Source organism: Paraburkholderia sp. D1E (assembly GCF_052682275.1).
On record NZ_JBQYMB010000001.1, the window covers coordinates 7,867,501 to 7,880,599 of the forward strand.

Sequence of the window (13,099 nt, forward strand, 5' to 3'; positions counted from 1 at the left end):
TCAAACCTGTTACTGTTTTTCGGGCTCTTTCGAACCCGGTCGCTCACTCAACGTACTGACGAATGATCATCCTGCCGCCGTGTTTCCACCCCAGCAGGAAAACCTTCCTTTAATACTAGTGTGAGACTTGATACTTTCGCTTTTGCAGCAGGCCCCGAAGGACCCACCGCCGCGTCGCGCATCAAGCGCCCACACTTATCGGCTGTTAATTTTTAAAGATCGATTTCGCATTCACTACCAAAAACCGCACCGCGTGTCGTCAACCTCACAACCACCCGGCACCGCTTCGTTCTGCGTCGCTGCATCTGCAGCAGAGAAACGAGATTATGAAGAACTTTCGCTACGCCGTCAACAGGTTTTTCCAACTTTCTCAACCCGCCCACTTCGCGCAAAGCCTTGCCACTGCTGGCTCTCCCGTCTCCCGCGCCCCGTTGTCCGGAGCACGAAAGAGCGAGATTCTAGCGAGCCCAACCACGCCTTGCAAGCAGTATCTGGAATTTATTTCAAGGCGCCTTTTCTATCCGGCCCGGATCATCATCAACCGGCGCTTGCACGGCGGGGGCCGAAGCGCGCGCCGCCGGGGCACCAATCGTCCAGTCGTGTAGCACGGTATAGGCAACCGCCAGCAAAGTCGGACCGATGAAAACACCAAGGAAGCCGAAAGCAAACGCGCCGCCCAGGATACCCAGCATCACAAGGATTAGCGGCATGTCACTACTTTTGCCGATCAGGATCGGCTTGATGACATTGTCGGACATGCCGACGACCAACACGCCCCACACGACCAGAAAGATTGCCCAACCAGTTGCACCGCCGTGATACAGCCAGATCGCCGCGGGCAACCAGACGACAACTGGACCGCCCGGTATCACCGACAGGAAGAATGTCGCCAACCCAAGCAACGCCGGTGCCGGGACGCCTGCAATCCAGCAACCGAAGCCAGCGAGAATGCCTTGCACAAGCGCCGTGCCGAGAATCCCGTAGACCACGCCCTTTACCGTGCTGCCCGCCAGCGCCAGCAAATAATCGGCGCGTTCACCGGCGATGCGCCGCATGCCCGCCCTCAGCCAGGCCGCTGCGCCCTCCCCTCCGGTATAAAAGAAGAACGCGAGCACGATGCTCAGCGCCAACAAACCCAAACCATGCGTAACGGCAATCGCAGCAGCCAGAATCCACTTGCCTGCCGGTGCCGCAAGTGCACGCATTTGTGCAATCAACTCAGAGTTGCTGCTCGTTACACTCGCCCAAAACGTCTCGATGTTCGAGCCAACTAACGGGATTCGCCCAACCCACGGCGGCAAATCCGGCAAGCCAGCCTCAAAGAGCCTTTGTACCAACGCGACGATGTCATGAACGTGCGCACCGAAAGCAAAGCCCGCGTAGACGAACGGACCAAGCACCACAACCAGAATGATGAACACGATCAACGTCGCAGCCAGCTTCCGCCGCCCCCCGACTGCCGTAGTGAGCCGCCGGTACAAGCCCCACGAGCTATAACTGAGAATGGCGCCCCATAACAGCGCGGTCGTAAAAGGCGCAAGCACCAGCAGAGAGCCGCCCACCAATATGATCAACGCGAACACGGCGGCGAGACGCTCAATCAGTTGGTCCGATTTCACTATGAATCTCCTGTTGTGCCAGACCACAGCGACGAATAGACATACGCTTGCGAAGCACCCACTGAAGGCAGTCAGTATAGAAGCGAGTCACGCCTCCGGGCCTGTCTTATATCATCTGGCCAGGACGCCGCGCAATGCATCTGGCAGCACCGGCAACAGGTGTTATTTTGAATGCCGAAACGTCCCAATCCATCCGGCATAGTCAGCCAAATAATATGGCGGCATAGAAAAGACTAGAATATAAGGTTCTGTGCCCCCAAATTCCTGGATTTATGCGCTCGCGAATCGCCAAACGTCTCCCCCCCGATGCCGACAAGCTCGTCGGTCTCTCGCTCGCGCTTTTCGCGTCGGGCAGCCGCACCGAAGACCGCTTCTGGGAAGCAAAGCTCGATGCGCTGCTGGCCAAGATCGTCCGCAACGCCAACCAGACTACGCTGGACGCCGCGCTCGATCATCTGCAGCAGAATCATCCTGATGCTTACGGCGCGCTCGCCGACATGGCGGAAACGCATAGCGAGTCGTTCATCATCGAACATGAAGGCGTTCCTTATGAAGCGCTGCTGATTGCCGCACCTGTGCTGGCCTGGACTCGCTACATGATTCCTTCCGGCCCGCTCAAACCGGACGCAGCCGACGCGCTGCGCGCGCACCTGCAGGCGCATGTGCTCGCGGCCAATACGCGTGTCGCCATGGTGCCGTTCCTGTACAGCATCGATCAACTGCCGCGTCACCACGTCGAAACCTGGCGCATTGCCCAGCAACTCGCTCAAGCAGCGATGGCTGGCGCCAACGCCAAACTCAATTTTGGCGAACTGCCGGAAACCTCGCCAATCCTGGCCGACCCACGCTTTCTGCTGGCTGTGGTCGCGGCGCCGGTGGGCGAGCCGGCGTTTCGCTGGCAGGAAGAAGAAAATGGCACTCGGATCGAGCGTGGCCAATGCCTCGAGCAATGGGCAACGCAAGGCGGCGCCAATCTGTCGCTGGCACTGCCCGGATGTGAATTCGAGTGTCTGTTGCCGGATGCCTATTATTCGGCCTGCCGCGACGCCGACGAACGCGTGCGCCCTCACACGGTACGTACCGCCGTGCGCTATCTGTTCGACACAATCGGCGCGGCGCCCCAGGAGTTGCGCGCGGTTGTCGCGGGCTTCGGCGAGCGCCGTATCGACGAATACCGGGTCGGCTTTACGCGCCGGGGCAGCAATGACGTGATCTACGGCGTCGTGTGGCCACTTTATGGCCGCGAGAACGGCGAACCCGGCATCGATGAAGAACCGCAAGAAACCGCTGCGTCAGACGACCCGCTCGAAGAAATCGTCGCATTGCTCAAGGAAACCGGTGTGACAGACGTGCGCCGCCACTCAGGCCGCTTCGAGCCGGAATATTGCGATGACTGCGGTGTTCCGCTCTATGCGGACCCGCTCGGCGAAATCGTCCACGCCGAAATGCCGGAAGACGCGGAGCCCGCGCAACCGCATTTCCACTGACCCACCGGCGCGGTGTCATTGCGCCGCACCGTCCGACATCAGGAAACCCCCGCCGAGCGCGGGGGTTTTTTTATGTCATTCCTCCTATGCCTTTTGGACAGGCCGTCAAAACGGAAGGAATTTGTCATGATAGTGCCAGTGGTGCATCGTAATGCGCCCGGCACCTTCGCCGGCACGCATGCATCGCGCCACCACGCCCGATTTATCTGGAGACATGGCATGCGATTCTCAATACTAAAACGGGAACGCCACCACGTACCACCACGCGCCACCCGCAAAGCCTTGTAAACGCTGGGTTTTACCTTTCAAGCCACCACGTGCCACCACCGACCACCACCGGGAATCGTGGCAAATTCGTGGCAAAAACGGGCGTAAAATCAGGCAAGGAGTGCCAGCATGAAAACCGACAAGGGCAACAAACAGCTCACTGACGCGCTGGTGGCGGGCTTCAAACCCGGACCCAAGCCGCGCAAGTACGGCGACTACAACCGTCTGTATATCCACGTCAGCACGGCAGGTAGCAAGGTCTGGAAATGGGCGTACACGTTCGACGGCAAGGAGCGCGTGTACAACGATATCGGGGCCTTCCCTGCCGTGACCGTCGAACAGGCACGTACACGTCGTCAGGAACTGGAAAAGCTGCTGGCCGATGGTGTTGATCCTATCGAGTATGACCGCGCCAAGGCCGCTGCCGCACAACAGAAGCTGCTCGAACAGCAGGAAGGACACGGAACCCTCTGGCCGGTCGTACAGGAATGGCTCGTTCTCACGGCCAAAAAGAAAAAATGGAGCGACTACTACCGCTTGCAGGCTGAACGGTTTCTGACCAAGTACGTGCGGGACGGCCTAGGCTCAATGCCAGTGCATGAGATTGAAGTCGATCACGTGTACAAACTGCTCACCTCCGTAGCCAGTCGCGATGGTGCCAATGAGGACATTGGCGAGGTGAAGGCCGATGGTGCGCCGCATATCGCCATCCGGCTTCGCGGTCATCTGGCGGGTGTGTTTCAGCATGCGGTGCTGACCAAGCAGGCGAAATTCAACCCGGTCACGGCGTTCAAGAGCGGTGCGGCAATCACACGCCCGCCGACCCGTAACAACGTGGCACTCGATCCCCCCGATCTGGCGGTGCTGCTGCGTCGCATCGATGCGGGTGGCGGCTCGCGCATGACCCGTATCGGGTTGCTGCTGATCCTGTTGACGTTCGTTCGCACCGTCGAACTACGCAAGGCCACGTGGTCTGAATTCGACTTCGATAACGCCGTCTGGCATATCCCGGCTGGCAGGATGAAGATGCGCAAGCCCCACACCGTGCCACTCAGCCAGCAGGCGATTGCGCTGCTGCGAGAACTGCGCGGTATCTGCCCGCCGACCAAATCAGGCTGGCTGTTCCCGAACACCAAGGGCGACAAGGCGAAGGCAGTCGTAAAGAGCGGTGGCAAGATTGCGGACACCTGTATGGATGCCAACACGTTTAACAGGGCGCTGGCGCGGCTGGGGTTCGCCGGGAAAGACAGCTTGGGCTTTACCTGTCACGGCGCACGCGGAACCGCTAACTCGTTGCTCAGTGAAATGGGCTTCTCCGACAAGGCTATCGACCGTCAACTCGCCCATCAAGAGCGCAATGCCGTGCGTCGGGCGTATGACCGATCCAAGCATCTGCGCGACCGGACGGACATGATGCAGCGCTGGGCCGACGCGCTAGACGAACTACGGGAAAACACCTAGACACCACCATATTGCACCACAAAGCGCATAGGCGTACGCTATCGATAGCAGTAAATCACTAACCACCGAATGGAGTCGGGCCTTAGTAAAGGACGCTCCATGTCTGTGCAGTTCGTAGCCCCTGTAGACGCCCCCAGCGCGTCCGTTGCCTCTGCCGATTCGAAGCCAAAGAGAGAACCCCGCCACCACCACGGCGGGGCGAAGCCATTGCCAGTTGGCCTGATCGACTTGGACAAGAAAGGTATCTTGCGCGTCGGCCATATGTTGACGCTGCTCTCCCTCAACAGCACCAAGTTTTACAGCAGGCTCAACGCCGGGTTGATCCCGCCGCCGTGCGGAAACGATGGTAGACCGTTCTGGACTACGCGGGTCGTGAGCGACTACCTCGACACCCTCGCCGGGGGTGGGCAATGAACGCCTTACAGTTGATCGCGCTGTGGTGCGCGCTGTTGCCGCTGTCGTACGCGGTGGTGTGCTGGCTGGCGCGGGCGCGGGTGCGTCTTACTGGTAGTCGAAGCATCAACCGTTGATCATGCTTTCCAGTACCTGATGTGCAAGTTGCGCCCGCTCGGAGATGGAAGCGCCGCTTTCCAGCCACAAGCCCGCCAGACCAATGCCGTAGCTCGTGGCCTCGTCGTGATGAGAAGTTGCGCTTTTACTCATCATCTTGGCCTGTTCAAACACGTTCTTTCCTACGGCGGTCTGCTGCTCTGCGTTCCATTGCGGGCGCTGCTCCAACATTTGAGCGCGCCGGGCCAGAAAGACGGCAAAGACCGCTTCCCGCATATCCTGCGAACCCGCAGACAGGTTATTCATGATCGTCTGTATCTCGTCGGCCACCCGGTCACCCCGCGCTGTCGCCGTGCCGGTGGTGATTGCCGAACGCATATTCTTTAACAGGCCCATTTTGTAGTTCTCTCAGAGTTGGCCGGTCTTGCGCCGGTCATGTTGGTCACGCTGAGATTTTACTTACGAGAAGTCCAGCTTGCGCAATTGATTGCGTGGCCCTGCGGTGCGTGGCCCTGCGCCCGCACGCTAACCGATTACGTTCAGTACGCGCTTGCGCGCCCGGTACAGCGAGTCTAACGACCGCTGCATTGATTCGAGAACACGCTGGTTGTTGGCATTTCGCGGGTCACCCTGCACGTACCGACTGACGTACTCAGCCTGCCGGGTCATCGCCAATTCAGCCTGCACGATGCCCTGCTCCAACCGCGTGAGAAATTCAGCGTTAGCAGCGGTGTTCATACATGCCCTTGAGCGTCGGAATGGCCTACCCGCATGCTACTCCGGTCAGACCGCCTGCTCCCGCTATTCGGCGTCAGCGGGCGCGGTGGCGTCGCGTACCCGCATGATGACTTGTCGGCTGGTGTGCAGTGCCTTGGCTACCGCGCTCATCGCTAAAGCCAACTACAGAACGCATCAGGAGAACGCCAGCATTAAACGCGTTCGGTGCGGTCGAGCGAACGCGCCAGCATGCTCAGAAAACTCAGATATTCAATCGCACGTTCAGGGTGATCGTGTGTGATTCCGTGGGCGCGCGGGTTGCGAAGCGCCAGCATCGCCCCTTCAAACAAGTGCATCATGCCTTCCTGCTCACTTTTCTCTGATTCGGTCTGTTGATCATTGAACTTGAGAATCGGGGCCTTGGGGCTGAACACCGAGCGCATTAACGGCGTGCCGGTCGAATCGTTCTTCAGGCTTCGCCGCTGCACCAGCATATCCAGTACCTTGCAGGCAGTCTCAACCGCCTGTGAATAGTGGCCGTCTTCAAAAAGCTTGGTGCATTCCTGCGCGATATCAGGATGTAAGTCGAGGTCGCCAAATGCGCGGCGGGCACGATCTGCTGGGTCGTCCTGCACATGGGCAAGCTTTTCCTCAAACAATTCGATGATCGTCGTTAGATTGCTTCGCTCACGATACACGCCGTTATGAAGCTCATCATGTAGCTTGGTACTCGAAAGACGCTCCCGACCTAATACCATCACAGCAGGCAAGAGAGCACGCGGCCTGAATCTTTCCCAATCGTTGCCGCTCATGCCAAAGATTTCGGCAAGCGTATCTTGCAACTTCGCTTCTAGCGCCGTGATACGCGGGTCAGTGACGTTGTAGATACTTGCGGCGGGGAAGTTTGCCAAGTCTTCGAGCCTGAGCTTAAGACGCGATATTGCTGTGCGCATCTGGGCGGGAGTAAGCATTCCCGTTTTTGTCATGGTCTACCTCTAGTATTTATTCCCGCCATCATAACGGCAGACGGTCAGGTCTTTCCACGAGTGGAGTCTGCGCAATTGTGTGAACGCGGCCAGCGTTGAGCGTTCAGGCGTCAGCAGTGGTCGCGTTGTCACGTACGCGCCGGATGCTGCGGCGGTCCACGTCGAATTCCTGAGCCAGCCCGTACACCGTCGCACCCTCGGCCAGCTTGCGCAGTACTTCGGCCTGCTGTTCGTCGGACAGTGCTGATGGACGGCCCAGCTTGCGGCCCTCGGCCTTCACGCGGGCTAACCCGCTGTTGGTGCGCTCAATGAGCAAGTCGCGTTCGAACTCGGCTACCGCGCACAGTACCTGCATGGTCATCTTGCCCGCGCTGCTCGTCAGGTCCACGCCCCCCAGTGCCAGACAGTGCACACGCACGCCCGCGCCTGCTAGCGCCTCTACGGTGGTCCGCACGTCCATCGCATTACGGCCCAGCCGGTCGAGCTTGGTCACCACCAGTACGTCCTGCGCTTCGATCTTTTGCAGCAACAGCGCGAACTGCGGACGCTCACGTGCGGGTGTGCTGCCGCTGATATGTTCGGTGACCACGCGCGAGGGCTTGATATCGAACCCAGCGGCCTTGATTTCCTGTACTTGGTTCTCCGGGTGCTGGTCGGCGGTGCTAACCCGGCAATAGGCGAATACGCGGCTCATGATGGACTCCGGTCAATGCAATTGATTGCGTGGCGGCTCAGGGTGTGGAGGGCGTGTCTGCCGCTGGCTGTGCTACTGGGCTAATACGAGTACATAGTATAGCCCATGGGCGAAATTGTTCAAGGCTATTTTTCGCCCTCATTTTTCGGGCCTTTCAGCGTGAGGGCTTATAGATTCGTTTTCGCCCACCTAGTCGGAACTGGCTCGCATACGAATTGGTGCTAGGATGATCGCCGCCCCTGAGGCGGGCGTGTTTCCGGCGACCTAGGTTGGTCGAACTACCAGAAGGACATACCCTCTACCGCTTGGGTTTGATTAAGAGGTGAACGAGAATGGAGACAATCCATCAGTTCGTTAAGGCAGTCGGCGATTACGCCGGGGTTGTCAGCACGGTTTGTATGCTGATCAACCTAGCACTGTCCTTTCTGACGAAGTAAGTACAGGCCCGCTTCGGCGGGCTTTTTTTATTTTGCGGTGGACCCGCTGAAAATTTCCCGGCTCGGCCACGCGTGGGTGGTCGTGTTATCCGGCAATATCGTACGCGCTCATGCGCGTGAACTACGCTGTCCATATGAGGCAGACAGCAGGTATTGAGCGGTATCTGCTGGCGAAATGCCATGGATGGATTGCAGACGGACAGGCTTTCTGTATTTGCACCGTCCTGCTGTCTGGACTGTGTTTGCACCGCATTAAGCGCTCTTTAGCTGCCTGTACTTCGAACTTCAAAACCCGCTTCGCGCCCGCAAATTTTTTACTGATTTACTGGAAAAAATGGGCTGTTTTGGCGCTATGTGAGAACGTGCTATCTGTGTAACTTCAACCCAAAGTCAAAATCCAATGCCCCCGCCGCCGCCAAAAAGTTGTGCAATTGATTGCGCAATTGCGCGGGGGCTGCGTTCGCGGGCGCTGGCGCTGTGGGCGTTGATGCTCATCCCGGTTGTCGGCGCGTGGTTGCTTCTCAACACGCTATTGATCTGACTGTGGGTCATGACCTTGCTGTGTGATCGGCCTTTCTCCGGCTTGCGCTGCTGTTCGGGCGTGCTGAATTCATAACCGGCCATGCGCCGCCCCCAATCAAGAATATGCAACCTCTGCGGCTCTGCCGCTGGCGCTGCTGATGCAATCAATTGCATTGGCGCTGGCGCTGGTGCTGTGCGCTCGTCCGACATGCTGCCTTTGATACGTTTTGCCGTTGTGATTGACACACCAGTGTTACGTCCCGCTATATTTGGGTTCCAGCGGAGGTGTTTATCTCGGTATCAAATAGGATGAAGTTTGGAACTTAACCCTGAACATCATGAGATGAGACGGACGTAAAGAAGGCCAGTACTGCTCTGTTATCGTGGGAAGTTACGAAGCCCCACACGAACAACAAAGTAGACCGGCCTATGCATCGAATTGTATTCGCGTTTCCTGTTCTTGAACAACATCTCAATGCGGTCGATCGCACGCCGCAAGTGTATCGACCTGTCGCTTGCGTACATTGCGGCTGCTCGGGTGTGTGGTGTCACGGTCGTTACCATCGCAAGGCCGACCGCAGCGCCGCTGGCGCTCTCAATCCGATTCCCGTTTTGCGCTTTCGCTGTCGAACCTGCAGCCGCACGTGTTCGCGCCTGCCGCTGTGCATAGCTCCCCACCGTTGGTACAACTGGGCGGACCAACAGCGTGTCTTACTCCTTCTGTTGGCCGGCTGCTCGCAGCGCCGCGCCAGTGCGATCTTCGCGCTCGGCAGACATACGGTACGGCGCTGGTGGCAGCGGCTTGGCGAGCGTAGCCTCTCGTTCGAATTTCATTTGCGAAGCCGTTTCGCCGAACTCGGGCGATCAGTCGATATCACTGAATTCTGGCTGCGCTGCCTGCAGCGCATGCCGTTGTGCGAAGCCATGGCCTGGCTCGACGGCGACGGCGTTTGCGTCCCGTGATCCGTTTATCCTGATTGGGTACGCGACGACGTAATTTTCGTCATTCCGGGCTCTCCACACACTTTGCCCACTCGCGCCGAATTCGGTTCGCGGTTCTCATGGCACTCCCTTTTTAACCATAGGAGTGAGCATGAAGGACATCGACCCGAAGGCCCTGTTTCGCCTGTCCGTACTCGGACCACTTGTCAGTCGCGAACGGCTTGATCGCGGCGACTTGCAGCAGATCATCCGCCAACTGGCTCAGCAGGAGTACGCAATTCCCGGTTCTCGTCGTCGCCATATCGGCGAGAAGACGCTTCAGTCCTGGTATTACGCCTGGAAACAGCACGGGCTGGAGGGCCTGTGCAGCAAGCCCCGTATGGATCGCGGGCAATCGAAGCTGCCATCGGCCGTGCAAGCTGCGATCCTTGCAGCTAAGCGCGAGAATCCGCGACGCTCGATCCGCCAGATCCGTTTGCTGCTCGAATCTGCGGGTATCGTGGCGCACGACACACTCTCGCGCTGCGCCGTTCATCGGCTGCTGCAAGCCCACGGGCTCTCGCGCATCGTTGGCTCGGCCAGCTTGCCCGAGGAGAAACGCAGCTTCGTGGCCGAACACGCCGGCTCCATCTGGTACGGCGATGTCCTGCATGGCCCGCACTTGTCGCTTGGCCGGGGGCGCCGCAAGACCTACCTGGTCTCGTTGATGGACGACGCCTCGCGGCTCATCGCCCATAGCGCGTTCTGCTTCTCGGAGAGCGCGATCGACATCGAGGGCGTACTCAAGCAGGCCTTGCTCAAACGCGGTGTGCCCAAGATGTTGATCGTCGATAACGGCGCCGCTTATCGGGCGGCGACATTGCAGGGCATTTGTGCACGGCTGTCGATCAGGCTGGTTTATTGTAGACCGTATGCTCCCGAGGGCAAGGGCAAGTTGGAGCGCTGGCATCGCAGCTTACGGGCTCAATTCCTGAGCGAGCTCGACACCACGCACATCCATGATCTGGCGGACCTCAACGCGCGCCTGTGGGCTTGGGTCGAACAGATTTACCATCGCACCGAACACAGCGGCCTGTGTAACCAGACGCCGCTCGCTCGCTATCAGCAGGACCTACCCCGTATCGGCACACTCGGCGCACGCGCCGCACAACTGGACGAACTGTTCCTGCACCGTATCGAGCGCTACGTGCGCCGCGACGGCACCGTGTCATTTCAGGGCAAGCGCTTCGAAGTGCCATACGAGCTGGTCGGCAAGACCGTGTTGCTCGTGGTGGATCCCCATACGGGAACCGTCAAGGGCGTAGAAAGTGAGGCGGGCGAGCCCTTGGGCGCCGCAACCCTGCTCGACGCTGTCGGCAATCGCACACGCAAGCGGCGCAAATCTCAGCCTGAGACCGTCGAGCCGGCCGTGACAGGACACGACGCGCCGATCGAGAACGCGGCGCACGGTCCCAATCTTATCGAGCTTGCCTATCAACGTCACTACGCCCGGGAGCTGTGACATGTATCGACAACACTTCGGTCTACGTTGCGCGCCGCTTTCCAAAGAACATAGTGAGTTGTGGGACGACGGCGCCTTGGCGCAATTCAACGAGCGCTTCCAGTGGCTACTGCATAGTCCCGGTATTGGCTTGCTCACGGGCGAGCCCGGTGTGGGCAAGACTGCCGCGTTACGCCACGCAGCACTGGCCTTGAATCCCCATCGCTACCAGGTCATCTATCTGGCTGAAACCGAGTTCGGGCGCATCGATCTGTACCGCAGCCTAGCTCGGGCGCTGGGTCTGGAGCCCGCCTATCGGCGTGCCGACCTGTGGCGGGATCTGAAGCTGCGCATCCTGGAGCTCGTCGAGAGCAAACAGTTGTTGCCCGTGTGGATTATCGACGAAGCGCAGAACCTGCCCCTCGAATTCTTCCGCGACTTCCCGGCCTTCCTGAACTTCGCCTTCGATTCGCGCGACCTGCTCACTGTCTGGCTCGCAGGCCATCCGAGTCTGGGCCAAACGCTCGAGCGTGCGCCGTACGCAGCTTTATATGGACGTATCCAGGCACGCGTTCAACTCAAACCCGTGATCGAACGCGAGCGCTTCGCCCTGTTCATCCAACACGCATTGAAGAGCGCCGGCTGCAGTCATACGTTGCTGGCCGAATCTGGCCTGGAGTTACTTCGCCAGGCCTCTCGCGGCTTGCCCCGGCAAGCGGGGCGGATTCTGCGCACCGCTATGCAGATGGCCGTGCCCAAAGGACTGAACCATCTACCCGACGAACTGCTACAACAGGCGATCGAGGAGTTGAAATGACGCCCGAGTTTGACACGCTATTCCCCGACGGTATCCCTGATTCTTGTGCTCGTGCTCTGACCGACTTCCTCTACCGCCTCGCCCTTGTATGCGAACAACGATACGAGCACGAACTGCGTCGCGACTCCGACAAACGCTATCGCGAGACAATGGATCCCGATCAACCTTGGCGCCGTAAAACCGACCCTCCAATCTAGCGCCGCCGTCGCGCACTAAACGAGGCCCATTCCATTCCTCATTTAGTGCGCGACGCCCCTCGCAATCTCACGCCACATAGCTCGCGACGACAACCCTAATTTAGGCCGGGACGTAACACACCAGCACGACGACCGATCTCCGTCAGAGACAACCCCTCGGCCACCAGCAAACGGATAGCTGCTTTCGCTTCGTCGGTCAACGTCCGGCCATTGGAGGCGCGACCCTCACCGGGCTGGCGCTCAGGCTTCTGCGGTCTGCTGGTCAGTGTCGGCGGCGGGAGTGATTCATGACTCGCATAAAACGTATGTGCACGGCCCTCATACACGGTACGGGCTTGCCGCTGCCGCTGATCGAGTAGGCCGTATCGTGGGGCTTCCATGCCTAGGCCTTGCGGGCTGACCGTGCGGCCTGTAGGGCCTGCCTGAAGTCGTATTCAGACGACTCCTTCCGGTTGACTGTCCAACATAGGTCAAGTGCGTGTTTGCTGGCTGTCGAGACTTCCACGACCAGACCCGGTGCATGAAAGTACGCGCGGCCATCCCGGCGAGCCAGCGTCACCAACGCCCACGCCGTGTCATCAACAGATAGCAAGGCCGGTGCTACGTCGTGATCAAACGGACCTAGCAGGCGTGGTTGTACGCGGTCGCGGTGGCGGATTTCATCTTGACGCACTGCACGTTGTTCGTGCTGCTGATGCTGGCGCTGCTCATCCCGTCGATTCCAGAACTCATCCCGGCTTTCTTCCCGCACGCGCGGGCGCGGGTGCTGGGTCATCTGATGTTCATAGCTATTCATTTTGCAGGCTCTCCAGAATCCAGCTAACGCGGCTGGCTGGGCACGGGAAGTCGTCCACGTGCCATTGAAACGTGTCTGTGGGCACGTGGTAGGTGCAACGTAGTCGCGTGTTCTGCTGTCCCAGCACGACGACCACCGAACCGGTACGGCGTGCCGCAGTCGCCAGA

12 protein-coding genes and 1 rRNA gene (1 of these 13 cut by a window edge) are annotated in these 13,099 nt (G+C 59.1%); 5 read left to right on the forward strand and 8 right to left on the reverse strand.

Annotated elements, in window-relative coordinates; all coding sequences use genetic code 11:
- Together ACUN0E_RS35225 and ACUN0E_RS35230 are read right to left on the reverse strand one after the other, a co-directional pair.
- A 16S ribosomal RNA gene (locus ACUN0E_RS35225) occupies positions 1-2 on the reverse strand; it reaches 1,529 nt to the left of the window's first position.
- A 501-nt stretch (positions 3-503) separates the two neighbouring features.
- On the reverse strand, positions 504-1,619 hold the full coding sequence (locus ACUN0E_RS35230) for an AI-2E family transporter (protein ID WP_445569503.1): 1,116 nt from the start codon (positions 1,617-1,619) through the stop codon (positions 504-506).
- A gap of 272 nt (positions 1,620-1,891) precedes the next feature.
- On the opposite strand from ACUN0E_RS35230, the gene ACUN0E_RS35235 reads away from it, so the two are divergent.
- Complete coding sequence (locus ACUN0E_RS35235) at positions 1,892-3,106, forward strand: DUF2863 family protein (protein ID WP_408234852.1); 1,215 nt, start codon at positions 1,892-1,894, stop codon at positions 3,104-3,106.
- A 396-nt stretch (positions 3,107-3,502) separates the two neighbouring features.
- A complete protein-coding gene (locus ACUN0E_RS35240; protein ID WP_445569504.1) occupies positions 3,503-4,834 on the forward strand; it encodes a tyrosine-type recombinase/integrase in 1,332 nt (443 codons plus the stop codon).
- 519 nt (positions 4,835-5,353) lie between these two features.
- Here ACUN0E_RS35240 and ACUN0E_RS35245 read toward each other — a convergent pair.
- From ACUN0E_RS35245 to ACUN0E_RS35265, 5 genes are all read right to left on the reverse strand, one after another.
- On the reverse strand, positions 5,354-5,740 hold the full coding sequence (locus ACUN0E_RS35245; protein WP_445569505.1) for a hypothetical protein: 387 nt from the start codon (positions 5,738-5,740) through the stop codon (positions 5,354-5,356).
- Positions 5,741-5,869: 129 nt separating this feature from the next.
- On the reverse strand, positions 5,870-6,082 hold the full coding sequence (locus tag ACUN0E_RS35250) for a hypothetical protein (RefSeq protein ID WP_445569506.1): 213 nt from the start codon (positions 6,080-6,082) through the stop codon (positions 5,870-5,872).
- Between the two features lie 191 nt (positions 6,083-6,273).
- Positions 6,274-7,047: a TIGR02391 family protein gene (locus ACUN0E_RS35255; RefSeq protein WP_445569507.1), complete on the reverse strand. Its 774-nt coding sequence runs from the start codon at positions 7,045-7,047 to the stop codon at positions 6,274-6,276.
- 103 nt (positions 7,048-7,150) lie between these two features.
- Entirely contained in the window at positions 7,151-7,741 is a 591-nt protein-coding gene (locus tag ACUN0E_RS35260; RefSeq protein WP_445569508.1) for a recombinase family protein, read from the reverse strand.
- Between the two features lie 827 nt (positions 7,742-8,568).
- Entirely contained in the window at positions 8,569-8,874 is a 306-nt protein-coding gene (locus tag ACUN0E_RS35265) for a hypothetical protein (protein WP_445569509.1), read from the reverse strand.
- Positions 8,875-9,240: 366 nt separating this feature from the next.
- On the opposite strand from ACUN0E_RS35265, the gene ACUN0E_RS35270 reads away from it, so the two are divergent.
- The 3 genes from ACUN0E_RS35270 to ACUN0E_RS35280 all read left to right on the forward strand — a co-directional run bounded on the left by ACUN0E_RS35270 (position 9,241) and on the right by ACUN0E_RS35280 (position 11,939).
- Positions 9,241-9,663, forward strand: a complete 423-nt coding sequence (locus ACUN0E_RS35270; RefSeq protein WP_445567355.1) for a DUF6431 domain-containing protein — start codon at positions 9,241-9,243, stop codon at positions 9,661-9,663.
- A 130-nt stretch (positions 9,664-9,793) separates the two neighbouring features.
- A complete protein-coding gene (locus ACUN0E_RS35275) occupies positions 9,794-11,143 on the forward strand; it encodes a DDE-type integrase/transposase/recombinase (protein WP_445567356.1) in 1,350 nt (449 codons plus the stop codon).
- Between the two features lies 1 nt (position 11,144).
- Positions 11,145-11,939, forward strand: coding sequence for an ExeA family protein (locus ACUN0E_RS35280; protein WP_200568535.1), 795 nt, complete (start codon positions 11,145-11,147; stop codon positions 11,937-11,939).
- A gap of 579 nt (positions 11,940-12,518) precedes the next feature.
- Here ACUN0E_RS35280 and ACUN0E_RS35285 read toward each other — a convergent pair.
- Positions 12,519-12,932, reverse strand: a complete 414-nt coding sequence (locus ACUN0E_RS35285; RefSeq protein WP_445569510.1) for a hypothetical protein — start codon at positions 12,930-12,932, stop codon at positions 12,519-12,521.
- Positions 12,933-13,099: the final 167 nt, after the last annotated feature.